Below are 21,767 nucleotides of genomic sequence, written 5' to 3' on the forward strand. Positions count from 1 at the left end.
GTCCACGAGCCGGCCGATTCCCGGTGGAGGCCGCCATGCCACAGGTCGTACGTTCACGGATCAGGGCGCTGCACGGACCGCCCCCCGTAGCGCCGTTGCCGCACCGCTTCCGTTCGCTGGCCGACCGCGAGGCCGTCGCCGTACTGCACCGGGCCGCCCGGGTGCTGATCGCGGGCCTGCCCGAGCTGACGGACCGGCTCGTCGAGGCCCTCAGGGAGCAGGAGCCGGCCTACCGCGCGGCCATCGAGAACGAACCGGCCGAGGTCTGGCAGGAGGTGCACCACTCGCTGCGGCACAACGTCGGTTCGCTGATCCAGCCCCGCGAGTTCCGGGAGGCCGCCCACCGGACCTCCCGGTGGATCGGCGAGGCCCGCGCCAAGCAGGGCGTCCCGCTCGACGCGGTGCTGCACGCCTTCCGGATGGGCGGCGCGATGGTCTGGCAGGACCTGGTCGACGAGACCGCGCGCAGGCATCCCGAGGACATCCGGCTGCTCGTCCATGTCGCCGCCGACGTCTGGAACTTCGTCGACGAGCACTGCGCCGTGGTGGCGGACGCCTACCGGCAGGCCGAGCGCCGGCTGGTCTGGCGGCGCGAGAACCAGCAGCGTCTGATGACGGCCGCCCTGCTCGACGGCACGGCCCGGATCGCGGACCTGCCGGATGCCGCGGCGATGCTCGGGCTGCCGGTCGACGGCCGGTACGCGGTGCTCGCGGTCGCCGCCGCCCGCCGCGCGCCGCACGGAGCGGGGGAGCAGCCCGTGACGCTGCCCGAGGGCACGGACGCGCTCTGGCACCCCGGCCAGGAAGCGGAGTTCGCGATTCTGGCACTGACCGCGGGGCCCGCCGCCGCGGAGGCCGGGGACCAGGGCCAGGCGGCGAGCGAGGGCGCCGCCCCGCCCGGACAGGAGGAACTCGCCTCGGTCGCCGCGGAGTTGGTGGCGGCGCCGGGGGCCCGGGTCGGGATCAGCTCCGTGGTCGGCGGACTGGCCGCGCTCGGTGAGGCCCGCCGGCTCGCCGAGACCGCGCTGCGGGCCTGCCCCGCGGCGGGCGGTGTCGTCCTGCTCGACGAGCATCTGCCGACCGCGCTCGTCGTCTCGTCACCGGGCCTCGGCAACGCACTGGCCGCCCGGGTGCTGGGCCCGCTCGACCGCCTCGACCCGGCGGACCGCGACGTACTGATCGAGACGCTCACCGCCTGGCTCGACTCCGACGGGTCGGCGCAACGGGCGGGGGCGCGGCTGTACTGCCACCGCAACACGGTGCTCAACCGCCTGCGGCGCTTCGAGCAGCTGACGGGCCGGTGCCTGACCCGCCCGTCCGACGCGGTGGAAGTGTCCCTGGCGCTGGCGGCCCGGCGCCTGCTCGGCACCTGAGGGCCAGGGGGCCGCGTTCGTCCTCGATCGCCGGACGGGCTTGCAGACCAAGCCCGTCCGGCGACCGGGGTCACAGCGGCGGCCCCGCCCCCGGATCTGTGCCCCCGCACAGACCTCCCCCCGGCCCGCTGTCCCCCCGCCCCCACCCCGCGCCGGCCGCTGTACCCCGCCCCGGCCACCTGGTGGCGTAACCGGCATGTCTTCCTCAACGCCACCCCCTCCGGCCCCGGAGGCCCACCGATGAGCGGCGCGGTCGACGCGCGGTCCCTCGCCGTCGTCATCTTTCTCGGGTTCGTCGCCGTGTCCCTCCTCCTGTGCGGTCTGGCCGCCGCCGACCAGGACGACCCCGAGCACTTCTACGCGGGCGGCGGCGCGGCCCTCGGACCCGTGGGCGGTGGGCTCGCCATCGCCGGGGACTACATCTCCGCCGCCACCCTGCTCTCCACCACCGGCTCCGTCGCGCTCGCCGGATTCGACGGCGTGCTGTTCGCCCTGGCCACCGTCGCCTCCCTGGTCCTCGTCATGCGCGTACTCGCCGAACGGATGCGCCGCAAGGGCGTGTTCACCCTCGGTGACTTCCTGGCCGACCGGCTCGGCGACCGCTCCGTGCGCCGGGCGCTCGGCGTCACCACCCTCGTCGTCCTCGTGCCCCTCCTGCTGGTGCAACTCACCACGGCGGGACGCGTCATGACCGCGATGTTCGGACTGCCGGACGGCGCGCTCACCGGCTGCACCGTCGCCAGCGGCGCCCTGATGGTCTGCTACTCGGCGTTCGGCGGCATGCGCGGCACCGGCTACATCCAGATCCTCAAGGTCGGCGTCGTCCTGGCCGCCGTCACCCTGCTCGCGGGGCTCGTACTCGCCCGGTACGGCTGGTCCCCGTTCGCCCTCTTCGAGGCCGCGCGGAGCGGCAGCGGGCAGGGCGGCGCCTACGCGCTCCCGGGGCTCCAGTTCGGCCACGGGCTCGTGGGCGGCCTCGACCTCATCGGCTTCCAGTGCACCCTCGTCCTCGGCGCCGCCTGCATGCCGCACATCATGATGCGGCTGTATCCGCTGCGGGACGCCTACACCGCGCGCCGCGCCACCGTCTGGTCCGTGGGCCCGGTCGCCCTCCTGTGTGCCGGGATCGTCGTGGTCGGGCTCGGCGCCTCGGCCCTGCTCGGCCAGGGCATCCTGCGCGCCGCCGACCCGGCGGGCAACACCGCCCTGCTCCTGGTCACCGGCGCCCTCGACCCGGGCGCGGACGGCCCCCGGCACAGCCCGCTGTTCGCGCTCGTCGCCTGCGCGGTCTTCGCCACCACCCTGGCCGCCGTCGCCGGCATCACCCTGGCCGCCGCCTCGTCCCTCGCCCGCGACTTCGCCGCGGGGTCCGGCGCCCAGGGCGCGGGAAAGGCGTCCCGCAGGGAGATCCGCCGGGCCCGCTGGACCGTCGTCGCCATCGGCGCGCTCGCGGTCCTGGCCTCCACGTACACCCAGGACCGCAACCCGCAGGTGCTGCTCTCCCTCTCCTTCGCCGCCGCGGCCTCGATCCTGCCGCCCGTGCTGCTGTACGCCCTCTTCCGGCCGGACTTCACCGCCCGCGGGGTGCGCTGGACCGTGTACGGGACGCTGCCGCTGATCCTCGTCCTGATGACACTGTCGCCCGCCGTCTCCGGGACGCCCGTCGCGCTCTTCCCGGAGCGGGACTTCCACTGGTTCCCGCTCCAGACCCCGGGCCTGGTGACGATCCCCGCGGGCTTCCTCCTGGGCCTGCTGGGCTCGCGCAGGCCGGAACCGGTCGCCCGCCGGAACCGCACAGCGTTCTTCGCGCGCTAGAAGTCGCGCGACGAACCAGGGCCGCCCCGAGGCGGCCCGGCCCTACATGCCGAGCTGCGACAGCTGCAGCCGGGCCACCACGTCCTCGTCGCCCTCCAGCCCCACCTTCGCCGTCTCCTGGCGCCCGAACACGAACATCAGCAGCTCGCCCGGCTCCCCGGTGACCGTCACCACCGGGGACCCCTTGCGGGCCACCGCCGTCTGGCCGTCCGGGCGGCGCAGCACCAGTCCGACGGGGGACCGGCGGCCCAGCAGCCGGGCCGTCCGCTCCATGCGCGACCACAGCACGTCGGCGAAGACCGGGTCCACCTCGCGCGGCGTCCAGTCGGGCTGGGCGCGGCGCACGTCCTCGGCGTGCACATAGAACTCGACCGTGTTGGCCGCCTCGTCCAGCTGCTTGAGGCCGAACGGGGACAGCCGCGGGGGACCCGTACGGATGAGCTGGATCAGCTCCTCGTACGGCTTCGCGGCGAATTCGGCCTGCACCCGTTCCAGCCGGTTCTTCAGCGCCGCCAGCACCGTTCCGCCCGCCGCGTCCGGGCGGCGCTCGCGCACCACCACATGGGCGGCCAGGTCACGGGTTCGCCAGCCGTCGCAGAGCGTCGGCGCATCGGAACCCGCCGTCTCCAACAGGTCGGCCAGGAGTAGACGTTCACGCTTCGCATGGGTCGACATGTCCGCCAGCGTACGACCGTGTCCAGCGGTCCGCCCAGTGGACGCACGCCCAAACAGGCCTCCGCGTCACGGCACAATGGGGCACATGACCAGCACGCCCACGCCCGGTACGCCGTCGCCCGGCACACCCGCCAGCAGCCTCGACCCCGCCATCGCCGCCCGCCTCAAGCGCGGCGCCGACGGACTGGTCCCGGCCATCGCCCAGCAGTACGACACGGGCGAGGTGCTGATGCTCGGCTGGATGGACGACGAGGCGCTGCACCGCACCCTCACCACGGGCCGCTGCACCTACTGGTCCCGCAGCCGCCAGGAGTACTGGGTGAAGGGCGACACCTCCGGCCACGTCCAGCAGGTCAAGTCCGTCGCCCTCGACTGCGACGCCGACACCGTCCTCGTCCGGGTGGATCAGACGGGCGCCGCCTGCCACACGGGCGACCGCACCTGTTTCGACGCCGACGTCCTCCCCCTCGCCCAGTAAGGTCACCGGCCATGGATCTTGAGACCTTCCGCAAGCTGGCCGTCGACCGGCGCGTCATCCCCGTCAGCCGCCGGCTCCTCGCGGACGGCGACACGCCGGTCGGGCTCTACCGCAAGCTCGCGGCCGAACGCACCGGCACCTTCCTCCTCGAATCGGCGGAGAACGGCCGGACCTGGTCCCGCTACTCCTTCATCGGCGTCCGCAGCGCCGCCACCCTGACCGCCCGCGACGGGCAGGCCCACTGGCTCGGCACCCCGCCCGTCGGAGTCCCCACCGACGGGGACCCGCTGCACGCCCTGCGCGCCACCATCGAGACCCTGCACACCGCCCGCGACGTGGCCGTCGACGAGAAACTGCCGCCGTTCACCGGTGGCATGGTCGGCTACCTCGGTTACGACGTCGTGCGCAGGCTGGAGCGGATCGAGGAGCACGGCGGCGACGACCTGAAGCTCCCCGAGCTCACCATGCTGCTCACCTCGGACCTCGCCGTCCTCGACCACTGGGACGGCACGGTCCTGCTGATCGCCAACGCGATCAACCACAACGACCTGCAGACCGGTGCCGACGAGGCGTACACGGACGCCGTGGCCAGGCTCGACGCCATGGAGCAGGACCTGCGCCGCCCGGTCGAGAACGCCCCCGCCGCGCTGCCGCCCTCCGAGCTGCCGCCGTACACCGCCCTGTGGGGCGGCCCGGCCTACCAGGACGCGGTCGACGACATCAAGGAACGCATCAGGGCCGGCGAAGCCTTCCAGGTGGTCCCCTCCCAGCGCTTCGAGACCCCGTGCACGGCGAGCGCCCTGGACGTCTACCGGGTGCTGCGCGCCACCAACCCCTCGCCGTACATGTACCTCTTCCGCTTCGACGGCTTCGACGTCGTCGGCTCCAGCCCGGAAGCGCTCGTCAAGGTCGAGGACGGGCGCGCGATGGTCCACCCCATCGCGGGCACCCGGCACCGCGGCGCCACCCCGCAGGAGGACCAGGCGCTCGCGGACGAACTCCTCGCCGACCCCAAGGAGCGCGCCGAGCACCTGATGCTCGTCGACCTCGGCCGCAACGACCTGGGACGGGTCTGCGAACCCGGCAGCGTCGAGGTCGTCGACTTCATGTCCGTGGAGCGGTACTCGCACGTGATGCACATCGTCTCCACCGTCACCGGCCGCGTCGCCGATGACCGCACCGCGTTCGACGTCCTCACCGCCTGCTTCCCCGCGGGCACCCTCTCCGGGGCCCCCAAGCCGCGGGCGATGCAGATCATCGAGGAGCTGGAACCGACCCGGCGCGGTCTGTACGGAGGCTGCGTCGGCTACCTCGACTTCGCGGGCGACTCCGACACCGCGATCGCCATCCGCACCGCCCTGCTCCGCGACGGCACCGCGTACGTCCAGGCCGGAGCGGGCGTCGTGGCCGATTCCGACCCGGTCGCCGAGGACACCGAATGCCGTAACAAGGCCGCCGCGGTCCTCCGCGCGGTCCACACGGCCAACCGCCTCCACGCCTCGTGAGGGCGTAAGGGATAGTGGGGTGCGTGAGTGCTGTGCCCGTACCCCAGACCCGTGTCCCCGCCGCCACCGCGCCCGACAGCGCGGGAAGCCGCCGGAGCCTGGCCGCCGCCCTGCTCCTCGGTGCGGCAGGCGCGACCGTCGTCCTGCTCGCGTCCGGACAGACGTGGGCGAAGGGCGAGGCCGCCGTCGGCGGGGGGATCCTGCCGCTGACGGCCGACGGCCAGGACGTCACCGGCCTCCCCGCGGCCCTGGCCATCGTCGCGCTGGCCGCGCTCGTCGCCGTCTTCGCCGTCCGCGGCGCCGGCCGTGCGCTCGTCGCCGGACTTCTCGCGCTCAGCGGCCTCGGCGCAGGCCTGAGCGCCGGCCTCGGCGCCTCGGACAGCGAGGCCCTCGACGAGAAGGCCGCGCAGACCACCGGCAACGCCTCGGCCACCATCGACGCACTCACCCACACCGCCTGGCCGTACGTCACGGCAGTCGGCGGCCTGCTGATCCTCCTCGCCGGGCTGCTCGCCCTGCGCTACGGAAGCCGCTGGCCCACCATGTCGGGACGGTACGAGCGCGACGGCACGCCCCGCCCCCGCAAGGCCGCACCCGCCGCCCCGGACCCCGACCGGCCCGAGGACCTGTGGAAGGCCCTGGACCGCGGCGAGGACCCGACGCGCGAGGTATGACCCCCAGCTCACGTCCTACCCGCACGTACGGGACAATGAGACCGAGCTTTCTGTACAGCGATACCTTCAGCGCAACACCAACGAGGAGCAACTCATGGCGGGCAGCAGCCACGGACACACCCCGGCCGCCTGGACCGGTGTCATCATCTCGTTCATCGGCTTCTGTGTCGCGGGCGTCTTCATGGTCGCGGCCAACCCGCTCGGCTTCTGGGCCGGTGTCGCCGTCGTCTTCATCGGCGGCATCGTCGGTCTCGCGATGAAGGCCGCCGGTCTCGGCATGCCGAAGGAGTCGGCGGAAGTGGCCCAGGCCAGGGCGCGGGCGGGACAGGCCCAGACCTCCTGACCTCCGGCCACCGGAAACACCACGCGAGGCGCAGCCCGGTCCGGGCTGCGCCTTCTCGTTCGAACGGGGACAATCGCCGGGTGGACGCCTCGCCAGCACAAGACGCCGCCGGGCCCCCGGCCGGCCCGCCGTACGCCCCCGTAGCCGCCCCGCCCCCCGTTCCGGCCCCCGCCTCCCGGCTCAGGCGGCTCGCCACGCCCGTCGGCGTGCTGGCCCTGGTCGTCGGAGCCTTCGCCTACGTGGGCACGGTCGACCCGAACGAGCCGGGCCACTACCCCGTCTGCCCGCTGCTCCGGCTCACCGGCGTGCTCTGCCCCGGCTGCGGCGGACTGCGCAGTGCCCACGCCGTCGCCCACGGCGACCTCGTCACCGCACTCGGCTCGAACGCGCTCGCCGTCGTCGGCTACGCCGTGTTCGGCGTCGTCTGGGTGCTGTGGACGGTCCGCGCGAGCAGGGGCAGGCCTCTGCGCATCACACTCGCCCCCGCCTGCTGGTGGGGCGTCGGGACCCTCGCGGTGATCTTCGCGGTCGTCCGTAACCTGCCCTTCGGCTCGGCTCTGGCGCCGTGAATGCCCAGGTAGTGGGACGCGCGGCGGCACGATGCGGACCCATCGGCCTCCTGCGGATACCATCGGTATGGCTGATCCTGTTCCCTCAGCACCGTCATCACCGTTCCGGAAGGGGGCCGCTCGCGTGAGTGTGCTCGACGAGATCATCGAAGGCGTTCGCGCCGACCTCGCGGAGCGGCAGGCGCGCGTCAGCCTCGACGAGCTCAAGGAGCGCGCGGCCCGCGCTCCCGCGGCGAAGGACGGGGTCGCCGCACTGCGCGGCGAGGGCGTGACCGTCATCTGCGAGGTCAAGCGTTCCAGCCCCTCCAAGGGGGCCCTTGCCGCGATCGCCGACCCTGCCGCGCTCGCCGCGGACTACGAGGCCGGCGGCGCGGCCGTCATCTCCGTCCTCACCGAGGAGCGCCGCTTCGGCGGCTCGCTCGCGGACCTGGAGGCCGTCCGCGCGAAGGTCGACATCCCGATCCTCCGCAAGGACTTCATCGTCACCTCGTACCAGCTGTGGGAGGCCCGCGCCTACGGCGCCGACCTCGCCCTGCTCATCGTCGCCGCCCTCGACCAGGAGGCCCTGGTCTCGCTGATCGAGCGCGCCGAGTCGATCGGCCTGACGCCGCTCGTCGAGGCGCACGACGAGGAGGAGGCGGAGCGTGCCGTCGACGCCGGAGCGAAGATCATCGGTGTCAACGCGCGCAACCTGAAGGACCTCAAGGTCGACCGCTCCACCTTCGAGCGCGTCGCCCCCGAGATCCCCGACCACATCGTGAAGATCGCCGAGTCCGGAGTCCGCGGACCGCACGACCTGATCGCCTACGCCAACGCGGGCGCCGACGCCGTGCTCGTGGGCGAGTCCCTCGTCACCGGCCGCGACCCGCGCGCCGCCGTCGCCGACCTGGTCGCCGCGGGCGCCCACCCGGCCCTCCGGCACGGACGGAGCTGACCCTCCCGATGTCCGCCGACCGTCCCGTCCGCCGCGTCCGGCCGGGCCTGCGCCCCGCCGGGGCGACGGCCCGGGTCCCGCACGCGCCGCTGGCGCGCGGCTGCCGCCCACGCGGCTGCCGCGCCCCCGCCAGGCGTGTGCACGGCCGGCGCGTGCGGTACGTGATCGGCGACGAGCCGGGACAGGTCAACGGCATGCGATGGCGCACGGGGTCCGCGCCGTAGCGAGCCCCGGCCGTCACCCCCCGTCGCACACGGGGGACACGTACGACCGCACCACCCCGACCGCACCCCGGTCGGCGTGGCACTCCGCTCACGGCGCATACGGTGAACCCACCCGTTGCAATGTCGAGGAGCATGTCGGATGTCGTCTGACTTCTTCATTCCGGACCCCGAGGGTCTGATCCCCAGCGCCGAAGGCTATTTCGGCGCGTTCGGTGGCAAGTTCATCCCGGAGGCGCTCGTCGCCGCCGTGGACGAGGTCGCCGTCGAGTACGACAAGGCGAAGAGCGACCCGAACTTCGCCGCCGAGCTCAACGAGCTCATGGTCAACTACACCGGACGGCCCAGCGCGCTGACCGAGGTCCCGCGCTTCGCCGAACACGCGGGCGGCGCACGGGTCTTCCTCAAGCGCGAGGACCTGAACCACACCGGCTCGCACAAGATCAACAACGTGCTGGGCCAGGCACTGCTCACCAAGCGCATGGGCAAGACCCGGGTCATCGCCGAGACCGGCGCGGGCCAGCACGGCGTCGCCACGGCGACCGCCTGCGCGCTCTTCGGGCTCGACTGCACCATCTACATGGGCGAGATCGACACCGAGCGGCAGGCGCTGAACGTGGCGCGGATGCGGATGCTCGGCGCCGAGGTCATCGCGGTGACGTCCGGTTCCAGGACCCTCAAGGACGCCATCAACGAGGCGTTCCGCGACTGGGTCGCCAATGTGGACCGTACGCACTACCTCTTCGGCACGGTCGCGGGCCCGCACCCGTTCCCGGCGATGGTGCGCGACTTCCACCGGGTGATCGGCGTCGAGGCCAGGCGGCAGATCCTGGAGCGGGCCGGCCGGCTGCCGGACGCCGCGGTCGCCTGTGTCGGCGGCGGCTCCAACGCCATCGGCCTCTTCCACGCCTTCATCCCGGACGCCGGGGTCCGTCTGATCGGCTGCGAGCCGGCCGGACACGGCGTGGAGACCGGCGAGCACGCGGCGACGCTGACCGCGGGCGAGCCCGGCATCCTGCACGGCTCGCGCTCCTACGTCCTCCAGGACGAGGAGGGCCAGATCACCGAGCCGTACTCGATCTCGGCCGGACTCGACTACCCGGGCATCGGCCCGGAGCACGCCTACCTGAAGGACCTCGGCCGCGGCGAGTACCGCGCGGTCACCGACGACGCCGCCATGCAGGCGCTGCGCCTCCTCTCCCGCACCGAGGGCATCATCCCGGCCATCGAGAGCGCCCACGCGCTGGCGGGGGCCCTGGACCTCGGACAGGAGCTCGGCAAGGACGGGCTGATCCTGATCAACCTGTCCGGCCGCGGCGACAAGGACATGGACACGGCGGCGCGGTACTTCGGGCTGTACGACGCGGAGGGCGCCAAGTGAGCGGGCACAGCGGAAACAGGGAACTGCTCAGTACGACGCTGGCGAAGGCCGGGTCGGAGGACCGGGCGGCGCTCATCGCCTACCTGCCCGCCGGATTCCCGACCGTCGACGGCGGCATCGCCGCGGTCAAGGCGGTCGTCGCCGGCGGCGCGGACGTCGTCGAGATCGGCCTCCCGCACAGTGACCCGGTGCTCGACGGGCCGGTCATCCAGACCGCGGACGACATCGCACTGCGCGGCGGCGTCAAAATCGCCGACGTGATGCGCACGGTCCGCGAGGCGTACGAGGCGACCGGCGTCCCGATCCTCGTCATGACGTACTGGAACCCCATCGACCGGTACGGCGTCGAACGCTTCACCGCCGAGCTGGCCGAGGCGGGCGGCGCCGGGTGCATCCTGCCCGACCTGCCGGTCCAGGAGTCCGCGCAATGGCGTGAGCACGCCGACAAGCACGGCCTCGCGACCGTGTTCGTCGTCGCGCCGAGCAGCCAGGACAAGCGCCTCGCCACCATCACGGCGGCGGGCTCCGGCTTCGTCTACGCGGCCTCGCTCATGGGGGTCACCGGCACCCGTGAGTCGGTCGGCGAGCAGGCCCAGGATCTGGTGCGGCGCACCCGCGCCACCACGGACCTGCCGGTCTGCGTGGGCCTCGGCGTCTCCAACGCCGAGCAGGCCCGTGAGGTCGCCGGATTCGCCGACGGGGTGATCGTCGGCTCGGCCTTCGTCAAGCGGATGCTGGACGCGGCCGACGAGGCAGCGGGTCTGGACGCGGTCCGCGCATTGGCGGGCGAACTGGCCGAAGGCGTTCGAAAGCGCTGACACCGGGCGTAACCCGTACGGGTGGACCTGGACCGGGGAGGCGCGCACGTGCCTCCCCGGTTCGTTGCTGCGGGTGTGAGCGAGAAGAACCGTGAGGGAAACAGGGCCGCGCGCGAACGGCTCGTCCAGCAGCGTGAGCGGGAGAAGGCGCGCGAGCGCCGTCGGCGCACGCTGATCGTCGCGAGCGCGGTGGTGGGCGTGCTGGGGCTGGCCGCCGTGGTCGGGCTGATCGCCGCCAACGCGGGCAAGGACGACAACGACAGCGAGGCGGGGCCCGCGGTCGCACCATCGGGCGCGACCGGCAAGGACAGCCTCGCCCTCCAGGTCGGTGCGGACGGCGCGCCGTCCACGCTCACGATCTGGGAGGACTTCCGCTGCCCGGTCTGCGCCCAGTTCGAGAACGCCTTCCGCAAGACGATCCACGACCTCCAGAGCAGCGGCCAGATCAAGGTCGAATACCACCTCGCCACGATCATCGACGGAAATCTCGGTGGCAGCGGATCGCTGCGGGCCGCCAACGCGGCGGGCTGCGCGCAGGATGCCGGCGAGTTCCCCGCGTACCACGACGTGCTCTACCGCAACCAGCCCCCCGAGTCCGACGACGCCTTCGGCAAGAACAGCAGGCTGATCGAACTGGCGGGCGAGGTCGAGGGCCTCGACACGCCCGCCTTCCGCAGCTGTGTGGAGAGCGGCACGCACGACACCTGGGTCCAGAAGTCCAACAAGGCCTTCCAGAACGGCGGATTCCAGGGCACTCCGACCGCCCTGCTCAACGGCGAGTCGATCTTTCCCAGCAAGGACGGACAGCAGATCTCCGAGGCGAATCTGAAGAAGTGGGTCGCCGAGGCCAACAAGGGCAAGAAGCCGGCGAAGGTCACTCCGACGCCGTCGGCCTCCTGAGGAGGGCGCGGGGCGGGCCCGTGCGGGCCGCCCCGTTACCCAGAAGTTGCCGGACGGCTTGCCGTACGTCCGGCTCGGCAAGGTAGCGTCGACCCCGTCATGAACCTTGCCTTCATTCCCAGCCCGTCGACCGGTGTGATCGATCTCGGCCCGATCCCCCTTCGCGGCTACGCGTTCTGCATCATCATCGGTGTCTTCGTCGCCGTCTGGTTCGGCAACAAGCGCTGGGTCGCCCGGGGCGGCAAAGCCGGCACAGTTGCCGACATCGCCGTCTGGGCCGTGCCCTTCGGACTTGTCGGCGGCAGGCTCTACCACGTCATCACCGACTACCAGCTGTACTTCAGCGAGGGTGAGAACTGGGTCGACGCCTTCAAGATCTGGGAAGGCGGCCTCGGTATCTGGGGCGCGATCGCGCTCGGCGCGGTCGGTGCCTGGATCGGCTGCCGCCGCCGCGGCATCCCGCTGCCCGCCTGGGCCGACGCACTCGCACCCGGCATCGCGCTCGCCCAGGCCATCGGCCGCTGGGGCAACTGGTTCAACCAGGAGCTGTACGGCAAGCCGACCGAAGTGCCCTGGGCGCTGGAGATCAGCGAGGGCCCGAACCGGGTCGCGGGCACCTACCACCCGACCTTCCTGTACGAGTCGCTCTGGTGCATCGGCGTCGCGCTGCTGGTCATCTGGGCGGACCGCCGGTTCAAGCTCGGCCACGGGCGGGCGTTCGCGCTGTACGTCGCGGCGTACTGCACGGGCCGTGCCTGGATCGAGTACATGCGGGTCGACGAGGCCCACCATGTGCTGGGACTCCGGCTCAACGTGTGGACCGCGATCATCGTCTTCGTGCTCGCCGTGACGTACATCGTGATCTCCGCGAAGGTACGGCCGGGCCGCGAGGAGGTCGTCGAGCCCGAGGAGAGGGGCCGGGTCGAGCTGTCCAAGGACGGTGCCGGCGACGCCGCCGCCGGCACGGACTCCGACACGGACGCGGATGACGCCGCCGCCGATGACGCCGACGCCGAGAAGGTCACCGGTTCCACCGACGCTCCTGCCGACTCCGACGAGCCCACGGCCAATGGTGCTCCGGAGACCGCCGACAAGAGCTGACCGCTCACGGCGCAATCGCTGTCCTCGACGCCGGACGGGCTTGGTTCTCAAGCCCGTCCGGCGTTTTCACGCCCGTCCGGCCAGTGTCAGCGTCCGACGGGCGGAGGCGACCACCGCCGCGTCCACGAACCTCCCGTCCGGCAGCGACTGCGCGCCCGCGTCCAGCAGGGCCGCCGCCATGATCTCCTCGGCCGCCTCGATCTCCTGGGCCGTGGGCCGGAACGCCCGTTCGATGACCGGCAGCTGGCGGGGGTGGATCGCCGCCCGGCCCCACAGCCCCAGGGACCGGCCGCGGGCGCAGGACGACCACAGCCCGTCCAGGTCCTGGACGTCCGGGAACACCGACTGGACGGGCGGGGCGAGTCCGGCCGCACGCGCCGCGACCACGATCCGGCTGCGTGACCAGTCCAGTCCTGCGTCGTCCCGCACCCCCAGGTCCGCCCGGAGATCCGTCTCGCCCAGCGCGATGCCCCGTACCTCGCGATGGGCGGTGGCGATCGTGTACGCGTGCTCGACGGCGAGCGCCGACTCCAGGAGCGGATAGAGCGCGATGCCCGGCGCCAGCGCCGCCAGACGATGGACGCTCGCGGCATGCGTGATCTTGGGGAGCCGGAGCCCGGAGAGGCCGGGCAGCCCCGCCAGGGCCCGTACGTCGTCCTCGTCGTGGACCCGGACGTGCACCGGGACCGCATCCGCCGCCGGTTCGGTCAGGAGCTCGGCCGTGGCCGCCCGCGCGTACTCCTTCCGGCCGGGGGCGACCGCGTCCTCCAGGTCCACGATCACCACGTCCGCGCCCGAACCGAGCGCCTTGCGCACCACATCAGGCCGGTCCCCGGGGACGTACAGCCAGGTCAGGGGCACCGCGGTGGTCACAGGGCACCCTCCGAGCGCAGGGCCGCGATCTGCGGGGCGGAGAGGCCCAACTCGTCGAGGATCTCCGTGGTGTCCGCTCCGTGCGGGCGGCCGGCCCAGCGGATCGAACCGGGGGTCTCCGAGAGGCGGAACAGGACGTTCTGCATGCGCAGCGGGCCCAGTTCCGGGTCGTCGACCTCGGTGACCGAGTCGAGGGCGCGGTACTGCGGGTCCTCCATCACGTCCCGTACGTCATGGATCGGGGCGATCGCCGCCTCCGCCTTCTCGAACGCCGAGACCGCCTCCTCACGGGTGTGCCGGGCGATCCAGTTGCCGACGGCCTCGTCGAGTTCCTCGGTGTGTTCCGCGCGGGTCGTCCCGGCGGCGAACCAGGGCTCGTCGATCAGCTCCGGCCGCCCGACCAGGCGCATCACCCGTTCGGCGATCGACTGGGCCGAGGTGGAGACCGCGACCCAGTGGCCGTCGGACGTGCGGTACGTGTTGCGCGGGGCGTTGTTGCGGGAGCGGTTGCCGGTGCGCTCCTGTACGTAACCGAGCTGGTCGTACCAGAGCGGCTGCGGGCCCAGGACCATCAGGATCGGCTCGATGATCGCCATGTCGACGATCTGGCCCTGTCCTGTGCGGTCCCGGCCCGCGAGCGCCGCCATCACGGCGTACGCGGTGGCGAGCGCGGCGATCGAGTCGGCCAGGCCGAACGGCGGCAGGGTCGGCGGGCCGTCCGGTTCGCCGGTGATGGCCGCGAAGCCGCTCATCGCCTCGGCGAGCGTGCCGAAGCCCGGGCGGTGGGAGTACGGACCGAACTGGCCGAAGCCGGTGACGCGCGCCAGGACCAGCCGGGGGTTCACCGCGTGCAGTTCCGCCGGGCCGATGCCCCAGCGTTCCAGGGTGCCGGGCCGGAAGTTCTCGATGACGACGTCGGTCTCCGCGGCCAGCTTCAGCAGGACGTCGCGGCCTCCCGGGCTGGACAGGTCGAGGGTGAGATTGCGCTTGTTGCGGCCGAGCAGCTTCCACCACAGCCCGATCCCGTCCTTCGCCGGGCCGTGCCCGCGCGAGGGGTCGGGCTTGCGCGGATGCTCGACCTTGATCACCTCGGCGCCGAAGTCACCGAGCATGGTGGCCGCGAGCGGGCCCGCGAAGAGGGTGGCGAGGTCCAGGACCCGGAGGCCGGCGAGGGGCGCGGTCGTCGGAGTGCTCATGAGGCATCGATCTCGATGCGGTACGGCATGGAGGTGGAGGCGCCGGGCTTCTGTACGCAGAGAGCGGCGGCCGACGAGGCCCAGGCCAGCGCCTCCGGTACGGGCCTGCCCTCGCCGAGCGCCACGGCCAGGGTGCCGACGAAGGTGTCCCCGGCACCGGTCGTGTCGACGGCCGTGACCTCGGGGGCGGGGAAGAGGACGGGTTCGCTGCCCCGGGCCGCGTACAGGCAGCCCTTCGCGCCGAGGGTGATGACGACCTCCGGGACGTGGCGGAGCAGCACCTCCGCCGCGGCCCGCGGCTCGGAGACACCGCTGAGCGCGGCGGCCTCGTGCTCGTTGGGGATCAGCAGGTCGACGCAGTCGAGGAGTTCGTCCGGGAGCAGTTGTACGGGGGACGGGGTGAGGATCGTCCGTACGCCCTGGGCGTGCGCCGCCCGGGCCCCCTCGACCACCGCCGCCAGCGGGAGTTCGAGCTGGAGGAGCAGCAGGTCGGCGGCGGCGATGGCGGCCGTCTCGCCGGGGCCGAGCGCCCTCATGGTGCCGTTGGCGCCGGGGATCACCACGATCGCGTTGCCGCCCTGGTCGTCCACGACGATGTGCGCGGTGCCGCTGGGGCCCTCCGCGGTGTGCAGGAGATCGGTGTCGACCCCCGAGTGCTCCAGACCGGCGCGGAGCGCGGTCCCGTACGCGTCGTCGCCGACCGCGCCGATCATCACGACGTCGGCGCCCGCGCGGGCGGCGGCGACGGCCTGGTTGGCGCCCTTGCCGCCGGGGATCGTCCGGAACTCCCGTCCGGTCACGGTCTCGCCGCGTTCGGGAGCCCGTGCGACGTAGGCGACCAGGTCCATATTGGTGCTGCCGAGCACAGCGATACCGGTCATGGGCGCAGTACCTCCTGGTAGGTCAGATCAGCGAGCGTGTCGAAGCCGATGGAGTCGAAACCCGGGACGGACGTGGCCAGGCGGTTCTTGAGCGGGGCGGTCCAGTCGGCGGGAAGAGCGGTGGGACGCCCCGCGAGCAGGCCGGCGAGCGAACCGGCGGTGGCGCCGTTCGAGTCGGTGTCCCAGCCGCCGGACACCGCGCACCCGATGGAGCGGCCGAAGTCCCCGTCGGCGTGGGTGAGGGCCGCGGCCAGCAGCGCGGCGTTGGGCAGCACGTGCACCCAGTGGTGGGTGTCCGCGTAGGTGGTGTGCAGCCGGTCGACGACCTGGTCGAAGTCCGGTTCGGCGCGGGCCGTCTCGATGCCGAGGCGCACCGCGCGCGCGAACCGGGAGCGGGGTGGCACCACACGCAGTCCCACCGCCAGACAGCCGTGCACATCGGTCTCGCCACCCGCCGCCTCGGCGAGGGCGGCGGCCGTGAACATCGCCCCGTACACCCCGTTGGCGGTATGCGTGAGAACGGCGTCCCGGTGGGCCTGCGCGGCGGCGGCGGACGGGTCGCCCGGGTGGGTCCAGCCGTGTACGTCGGCACGGATCTGCGCGCCGATCCACTCCCGGAACGGGTTGCGGTGCCGGGCGGTTTCCGGTGGTTCCACGCCGTCGAGCAGATTGCGGTACGCGACGCGCTCGGCGGTGAAGACGCGGCCAGCCGGGAGTTCGTCGAGCCAGAGGCGGCCGAGGTCGGCCGTGGTGAAGGCGCGTCCATGGCGTTGGAGCAGCAGCAGGGTGAGCAGGGGGTGGTTGAGGTCGTCGTCCTCGGGCATGCCGTCGATGTTCTCGGCGAGGGAGGTGGGAGCGGACCGGCGGTTCCACGGGTACGCGGACAGCAGTTCGGCCGGCAGGCCCTTCTCGGTGAACCAGGTGGTGAGCGGCCAGTTCCCGGCGGCGCGGGCCAGGGCGCGGATACCGGCGAGCGGCAGCTTCTCGACGGGTTTGCCGAGCAGACAGCCCGCGGCCCGCCCCAGCCAGGCCGCGTGCAGCCGGTCGGGCTCGACGAGGACGGGCTCCGTACGGGTGGCGGGCCAGCGTGGGCAGGCGGCCCGGATCTCCTCCAGGCCGGTCGGTTCGTCATCGGCCAAGGGGGAGGTGAGCGCGGCCAGTTCGTCGAGCAGCTGCCCGGCGAGTGCGCGCAGACGGGGCGGTGCGGGGGGTTGTGACGCACCGGCGCGTTCGGGTGCGGGGGCGCCGCCCGCCTCGTACCAGCGCTGTTCGATGTCCCGCGCGTCCCGGCCGTCCTGGGCGGCCTGGCGCAGCTCGTGTCCGAGCAGGTCCTCGGGCTGCACCCAGGTCAGGCGTACGTTCACCGCGAGCCGGCCAGGGTCGCGAAGGCCGACTCGTGGGCGCGCCGCCGGGCGGTGTCCCGTACGAAGATCTCCCGGGCGACCTCGGTCAGGGCCCTGGCCGGGGCGTGCAGATCGAGGCGGCTGGCCTCGGCGACCGTCTTCGCCCAGATGGCGGGGACGGCCCGTTCGCCGTGGAGCGCGCCGGCCAGCGCGCCGCTCATCGTGGCGATCGAGTCGCAGTCGCGGCCGTAGTTGACCGAGCCGAGGACCGCGTGCCGGTAGTCCCCGTCGGCGACGAGCAGCATGCCGAGCGCGATCGGCAGCTCCTCGATGGCGTGCAGCCGGGAGGGGCGGCGGGCGCCGAGGGAGGGGGCACGGTAGTCGGGGCCCACCGTGTCGAAGGGGGCGACGGCGGTACGCAGGGGAGTCAGCGCCGACTCGAAGTCGTCGTATCCCCCGGCGACTTCGCACACCGCCTCGATCGCCGCGCGGGTCCCGTCCTTGGCGAGCGCCAGACAGGCGTCGACCACGCTGGAGGGGGTGGCGCCCGGCGCGCAGGCGGCGGCGACGGCCGCCGCGAAGACGCCCGCCGCCTCCCTCCCGTACGAGGACTGATGCGCTCCCGCGATGTCCAGCGCCTCGGCGTACGCGGCCTGCGGGTGGGCGGCGTTGACCAGGCCCGTGGGCGCCATGTACATCGCCGCCCCGCAGTTGACGATGTTCCCCGATCCCGCCTCGCGCGGGTCGACGTGCCCGTAGTGCAGCCGCGCCACGATCCACTTCTCGGCGAGGAAGATCCGCTGGAGGGGGAGCGCCTCGGCCTCCAGCTCCGGAATCCAGCGGGGGGTGGAGATCAGGTCCGGTACGAGGTGGTTAGCGACGGAGTACGCGTCGAGGTGGTCGCGCACGGTGGCGTAGACCCGTACCAGCGCGTGGGTCATCAAGGTGTCGTCGGTGATGTGCCCGTCGCCCTTGTGGTACGGGGCGATGGGGCGGGCGGTCCGCCAGTCGTCCCCGTACCAGGGGCCCACGATGCCGTTGATCCGGCCGCCGTGGCGTTCGGAGATCTGTTCCGGGGTCCAGCCCTCGACCGGACCGCCGAGCGCGTCGCCGACGGCGGCGCCGACGAGCGCGCCGGTGATCCGTTCATCGAGGGTCAGGGTGGTGGGTGCGGTGGATCTCGTGGATGCTGTGGGCGTCATGTCGGAATTGTCCACCCGGGGTGGCCGGTTCCGTGTCTGCCAGGAGCCCGGCGAGTTCGATGAGATCGGTGCCCGCGAAACGGGGGAGCGCGCACCCCGCGAGCGTGCGGCACGCCTCCCGCCAGCCCGCGGGCACGGTGCCGCTTCCGCCGAGCGCGCCGGTCAGCGCCCCCGCGAGGGCGGGAGCGGAGTCGGCGACCCGCGAGAGGCAGGCCGCGGAGGGAACCGCCTGCGCGAGCTCGCCGCGGGCGGCGGTGGCCAGCGCGAGGGCGACCGGCACGGTCTCGGCGGCGGCGATCCCGTAGCTGTAGACGTGGTCGACGATCTGATGCTCCAGCACCGGGACCAGGGCGAACGCGCCCGCCGGCTCGTCGGCGAACTCCCGCGCGATCCGGACGGCGTGCGCGGCGTTGCGGGCGATCTCGGTGCCCTCCGGGAGCTGGGCGAGTGCCGCGTTCACCGCGGTGTCGACGTCCGCACCCGCGAGGGCCTCGGCGAGCGCGGCGGCGATGGCACGGGCCCCGTGCACCCCGTCGCCGTCCTGTGTGTAGCGGGCGTCGAACTCGGCGAGTGCGGCAGCGGAGGCGGGGTCCCCGGGATGGACGACCGCGAGCACGGCGGCGCGTACGCAGGCGGCGTCGTCGAAGTAGTGCGGGTTGTCGTGCCCGGTGGCGGGCGGGCGCAGACCGGCGGCCAGATTGCCGAGCCCGGCCCGTACGGAGATCCGGGCGCGCAGGGGGAGTACGGCGGCCTCGATCTCGGGCGCACGGGCGCCGGCCTCGGCGACCTTCGCGGCCAGGGCGTTCCAGGCGCGGTCGATGGCGTCGCGCATCCGTCGCTCGCCGGAGAGCCCGAGCCCCCGGTCGGCCGCCGCGGCGAGCACGGTACGGGCCGCGAACGCGGCCCACTCGGCGTCGTCGGACGGCCCGAGCCGGAGGGGTTCGGGCGGCTGGTTCAGGGCGATCGGGACGGGCAGCGTGGTCGTGGCGTTCTGCTCGGCGAAGGTGTCGAGCTCGCGGGTCAGCCGCCGCGTCCACTCCGGCATCCGGGCCGCCCGGTGCCGCGCCGCCGGCCACCCGGCCGCGTCCCCGGCCGCCAGCCCGAGCAGCAGGCCCTCGATCCGGGACCGCCGACCTGGCACACCCTCCGCCCCGGGGGCGTCGACGGGCTCGGGGCCCGAGGCGGCCGCGGACGCGGCGGGCGCGGGCGCGATGCCGGCCGGGGCCGGGGCCGCGGTGGCGGGGGCCGGGCCGGTCCGGGGTGGGGTCGTGGGGCGGGCCGTCGTCATCGTCGTGTTCCCTGTTCGCCGGTGGGCCGGGTGGTGCCGGAGGGGCGGGCGGGGCCGGATTCGTCCTGCTCGTCCGCCTCGTCCGGGGTCAGGAGTTCCGCGATGTCCAGGACGTGATAGCCCCGCATCGACGGCAGGCAACTTCCGCGTACCGGGCCGATCGCCGCACCCCACTCCGGCGGGATCGCCGACGCCCCGTTGAGCGCCCCGGCCAGCGCTCCCGCCACCGCGGCCGTGGTGTCCGCGTCCCGGCCCATGTTGACGGCCGTCAGCACCGCCGTACGGAAGTCGCCGCGCGCCGCGGTGAACGCGCCGAAGGCCAGGCCCACCGCCTCGGGCGCCAGGTCCGTCCAGGGATACCCGCCGATCACCACAGCGGAACGCACCGCACGCTCCATCGTCAGCCGGTCGGGATACGACCGCTGCGCGGCCGACACCGCGCGCCGCAGCGACCGCGCCGTCCAGGAGTCCATCGGTACGACGGACAGAGCGGCGGCGATCACGGACGCGAGCCCGGACCCGACCATCGCGGCGGCCACCCCGGCCGCGACCGCCTGCCCGCCGTAGATGCCCTCCCCGTCATGGCTCACGCCGCCGTCCACCGCCACCAGCCGGGCCGCCTCCGCGGGGCGGCCCGCCGCGAAGACCCCGAACGGCGCCGCCCGCATCGCGAGACCGTCGCTCCAGGCGTGCCGGTGCTGCGCCGAGATCGGTGCGGCCAGCCCCCTGCGCAGATTCTCCAGCGTGCCGCGCTCGCTGAATCCGGCGCCGCGGAACGGCCCCTCGTCCAGATCGGCGATCCAGTGGTGCCAGGCCCGCTCCACATGGGAGACGGTCAGCGCCGAACCGTGCCGGGCGAGCAGGAGGCCCGAGAAGATCGCGTACTCGGTGTCGTCCGTGCCCGCCGGGTCCTCGCTCACGAAGCCCTCGATCCGGCCCCAGCGGCGGCGGATCTCCGAGGGGCGGAGGTTCTCCGCCGGTGCGCCGAGCGCGTCGCCCACGGCCAGGCCGAGCAGCGCGCCGCGGGCCCGGTCGGCCCGTACCGCCGTGGGGCGGGCCGGGGCACGGCCCTCCGTTCCCGCCCGCACCCGCACGTCATCGGCGCCCACACCCCCCTGCGCTTCGGCCGGATTGCCTGCAATCAGCTCCATCGCGTCGACCCTTCGCTCGTACCCGGCCGGTTCGCCGTCGGTGCGGCCACCGGCGGGACCACCTGAGCGATCTGTGCCACGCGAGGGACCCGGCGAGGCCGCCGGGGGCCACAAAAGGGCCACACGGATGACGGCGGCGACCCCTCGCGCTCGGCCGCCCCGAAACGCCTCCCGAGGCAGGTAAGTACGGCCTTCCTTGCTGGCGGGAGACGTTTTTCGTGCGTACTTTCGATGATGTTGGCGAGGGCCGGAACGCGGGCCCCGCTTCCGGAGAAGGGGAGAGCTGTGTCCATCATCGAGACCGACGCCGTCCTGCACGAGGCGCACCGCGACAACCACACCCACCGCGACGTGAACGGTGGCTGGCTGCGTCCCGCGGTGTTCGGCGCGATGGACGGGCTGGTCTCCAACCTCGCGCTGATGACCGGGGTCGCGGGCGGCTCGGTCTCGCAGCAGACCATCGTGATCACCGGTCTGGCGGGCCTGGCCGCGGGCGCGTTCTCCATGGCGGCCGGCGAATACACCTCCGTCGCCTCGCAGCGCGAACTCGTCGAGGCCGAACTCGACGTCGAACGCCAGGAGTTGCGTAAGCACCCCAAGGACGAGATGGCGGAGCTCGCCGCGCTCTACATCTCCCGCGGAGTCGAACCCGCGCTGGCCCGGGAGGTCGCCCGGCAGCTGTCCACGGACCCCGAGCAGGCGCTGGAGATCCATGCCCGCGAGGAACTCGGGATCGACCCCGGTGACCTGCCCTCGCCGCTCGTCGCCGCCGGCTCGTCCTTCGGCGCCTTCGCGCTCGGCGCGCTGCTGCCCGTACTTCCCTATCTGCTCGGCGCCACAGCCCTGTGGCCCGCCGTGCTCCTCGCCCTGACCGGTCTCTTCGGCTGCGGAGCCGTGGTGGCCAGGGTCACCGCCCGCAGCTGGTGGTTCAGCGGTCTGCGGCAGCTCGTGCTCGGCGGCACCGCGGCCGCCCTCACCTACGGGCTCGGCATGGTCTTCGGTGTGGCCGTCGGCGGCTGACCCGGCGGGGCCGCCCTACCGGTAGT

The 21,767-nt window shown here is 73.4% G+C and carries 22 protein-coding genes; 14 read left to right on the forward strand and 8 right to left on the reverse strand.

The window, feature by feature from the left end; all coding sequences use genetic code 11:
* Window positions 1-35: 35 nt before the first annotated feature.
* Both AC07FA_RS04455 and AC07FA_RS04460 read left to right on the forward strand, forming a co-directional pair.
* Window positions 36-1,373: a PucR family transcriptional regulator gene (locus tag AC07FA_RS04455; RefSeq protein ID WP_479073167.1), complete on the forward strand. Its 1,338-nt coding sequence runs from the start codon at window positions 36-38 to the stop codon at window positions 1,371-1,373.
* Window positions 1,374-1,613: 240 nt separating this feature from the next.
* Window positions 1,614-3,188 carry a sodium/solute symporter gene (locus tag AC07FA_RS04460; protein ID WP_479073168.1) on the forward strand — a complete coding sequence of 525 codons (1,575 nt, stop codon included), beginning with the start codon at window positions 1,614-1,616 and terminating at the stop codon, window positions 3,186-3,188.
* A 42-nt stretch (window positions 3,189-3,230) separates the two neighbouring features.
* On the opposite strand, the gene AC07FA_RS04465 is transcribed toward AC07FA_RS04460, so the two are convergent.
* Window positions 3,231-3,863 (reverse strand): TIGR03085 family metal-binding protein, encoded by a 633-nt coding sequence (locus tag AC07FA_RS04465; RefSeq protein WP_479073169.1) that lies wholly within the window; start codon window positions 3,861-3,863, stop codon window positions 3,231-3,233.
* Window positions 3,864-3,948: 85 nt separating this feature from the next.
* Between AC07FA_RS04465 and hisI the strand changes: the two genes are divergently transcribed.
* From hisI to lgt, 11 genes are all read left to right on the forward strand, one after another.
* Window positions 3,949-4,341, forward strand: coding sequence for a phosphoribosyl-AMP cyclohydrolase (hisI, locus tag AC07FA_RS04470; protein ID WP_479073170.1), 393 nt, complete (start codon window positions 3,949-3,951; stop codon window positions 4,339-4,341).
* An 11-nt stretch (window positions 4,342-4,352) separates the two neighbouring features.
* Window positions 4,353-5,846 (forward strand): anthranilate synthase component I, encoded by a 1,494-nt coding sequence (locus tag AC07FA_RS04475; protein ID WP_479073171.1) that lies wholly within the window; start codon window positions 4,353-4,355, stop codon window positions 5,844-5,846.
* 14 nt (window positions 5,847-5,860) lie between these two features.
* Window positions 5,861-6,520 carry a TIGR02234 family membrane protein gene (locus AC07FA_RS04480; RefSeq protein ID WP_479073172.1) on the forward strand — a complete coding sequence of 220 codons (660 nt, stop codon included), beginning with the start codon at window positions 5,861-5,863 and terminating at the stop codon, window positions 6,518-6,520.
* Window positions 6,521-6,614: 94 nt separating this feature from the next.
* Entirely contained in the window at window positions 6,615-6,863 is a 249-nt protein-coding gene (locus AC07FA_RS04485; protein ID WP_479073173.1) for an HGxxPAAW family protein, read from the forward strand.
* 80 nt (window positions 6,864-6,943) lie between these two features.
* Window positions 6,944-7,432: a DUF2752 domain-containing protein gene (locus AC07FA_RS04490; protein WP_479073174.1), complete on the forward strand. Its 489-nt coding sequence runs from the start codon at window positions 6,944-6,946 to the stop codon at window positions 7,430-7,432.
* A gap of 124 nt (window positions 7,433-7,556) precedes the next feature.
* A complete protein-coding gene (gene trpC / locus AC07FA_RS04495; RefSeq protein ID WP_479073175.1) occupies window positions 7,557-8,366 on the forward strand; it encodes an indole-3-glycerol phosphate synthase TrpC in 810 nt (269 codons plus the stop codon).
* Window positions 8,367-8,374: 8 nt separating this feature from the next.
* Window positions 8,375-8,590 carry a tryptophan biosynthesis modulator TrpM gene (gene trpM / locus AC07FA_RS04500; protein ID WP_362842715.1) on the forward strand — a complete coding sequence of 72 codons (216 nt, stop codon included), beginning with the start codon at window positions 8,375-8,377 and terminating at the stop codon, window positions 8,588-8,590.
* A 139-nt stretch (window positions 8,591-8,729) separates the two neighbouring features.
* The gene (gene trpB / locus AC07FA_RS04505; RefSeq protein WP_479073176.1) at window positions 8,730-9,968 is read left to right on the forward strand and encodes a tryptophan synthase subunit beta; all 1,239 of its coding nucleotides are present in this window, start codon (window positions 8,730-8,732) and stop codon (window positions 9,966-9,968) included.
* Window positions 9,965-10,786 (forward strand): tryptophan synthase subunit alpha, encoded by an 822-nt coding sequence (gene trpA / locus AC07FA_RS04510; protein WP_479073177.1) that lies wholly within the window; start codon window positions 9,965-9,967, stop codon window positions 10,784-10,786. Before trpB ends, trpA begins: the two co-directional genes overlap by 4 nt.
* A gap of 75 nt (window positions 10,787-10,861) precedes the next feature.
* Window positions 10,862-11,686 carry a DsbA family protein gene (locus AC07FA_RS04515; RefSeq protein WP_479073178.1) on the forward strand — a complete coding sequence of 275 codons (825 nt, stop codon included), beginning with the start codon at window positions 10,862-10,864 and terminating at the stop codon, window positions 11,684-11,686.
* Window positions 11,687-11,785: 99 nt separating this feature from the next.
* Window positions 11,786-12,787: a prolipoprotein diacylglyceryl transferase gene (gene lgt / locus AC07FA_RS04520; RefSeq protein ID WP_479073179.1), complete on the forward strand. Its 1,002-nt coding sequence runs from the start codon at window positions 11,786-11,788 to the stop codon at window positions 12,785-12,787.
* Window positions 12,788-12,853: 66 nt separating this feature from the next.
* On the opposite strand, the gene AC07FA_RS04525 is transcribed toward lgt, so the two are convergent.
* The 7 genes from AC07FA_RS04525 to AC07FA_RS04555 are packed head-to-tail and all read right to left on the reverse strand — an operon-like array spanning window position 12,854 to window position 20,721.
* Entirely contained in the window at window positions 12,854-13,660 is an 807-nt protein-coding gene (locus AC07FA_RS04525; protein WP_479073180.1) for an HpcH/HpaI aldolase/citrate lyase family protein, read from the reverse strand.
* Complete coding sequence (locus AC07FA_RS04530) at window positions 13,657-14,856, reverse strand: CaiB/BaiF CoA transferase family protein (protein ID WP_479073181.1); 1,200 nt, start codon at window positions 14,854-14,856, stop codon at window positions 13,657-13,659. The genes AC07FA_RS04525 and AC07FA_RS04530 overlap by 4 nt, the downstream gene beginning before the upstream one ends.
* Window positions 14,853-15,737 (reverse strand): ribokinase, encoded by an 885-nt coding sequence (gene rbsK, locus AC07FA_RS04535; RefSeq protein ID WP_479073182.1) that lies wholly within the window; start codon window positions 15,735-15,737, stop codon window positions 14,853-14,855. Before rbsK ends, AC07FA_RS04530 begins: the two co-directional genes overlap by 4 nt.
* The gene (locus AC07FA_RS04540; protein ID WP_479073183.1) at window positions 15,734-17,101 is read right to left on the reverse strand and encodes an ADP-ribosylglycohydrolase family protein; all 1,368 of its coding nucleotides are present in this window, start codon (window positions 17,099-17,101) and stop codon (window positions 15,734-15,736) included. The genes rbsK and AC07FA_RS04540 overlap by 4 nt, the downstream gene beginning before the upstream one ends.
* Entirely contained in the window at window positions 17,098-18,282 is a 1,185-nt protein-coding gene (locus tag AC07FA_RS04545) for an ADP-ribosylglycohydrolase family protein (RefSeq protein ID WP_479073184.1), read from the reverse strand. Before AC07FA_RS04545 ends, AC07FA_RS04540 begins: the two co-directional genes overlap by 4 nt.
* Window positions 18,227-19,570: an ADP-ribosylglycohydrolase family protein gene (locus tag AC07FA_RS04550; protein WP_479073185.1), complete on the reverse strand. Its 1,344-nt coding sequence runs from the start codon at window positions 19,568-19,570 to the stop codon at window positions 18,227-18,229. Before AC07FA_RS04550 ends, AC07FA_RS04545 begins: the two co-directional genes overlap by 56 nt.
* Window positions 19,567-20,721, reverse strand: a complete 1,155-nt coding sequence (locus AC07FA_RS04555) for an ADP-ribosylglycohydrolase family protein (protein WP_479073186.1) — start codon at window positions 20,719-20,721, stop codon at window positions 19,567-19,569. Before AC07FA_RS04555 ends, AC07FA_RS04550 begins: the two co-directional genes overlap by 4 nt.
* 285 nt (window positions 20,722-21,006) lie before the next feature.
* Here AC07FA_RS04555 and AC07FA_RS04560 point away from each other — a divergent pair, with 285 nt between their 5' ends.
* On the forward strand, window positions 21,007-21,741 hold the full coding sequence (locus tag AC07FA_RS04560) for a VIT1/CCC1 transporter family protein (protein WP_479073187.1): 735 nt from the start codon (window positions 21,007-21,009) through the stop codon (window positions 21,739-21,741).
* The last annotated feature ends 26 nt before the right edge of the window (window positions 21,742-21,767 follow it).

Source organism: Streptomyces sp. NPDC045968 (assembly GCF_056430475.1).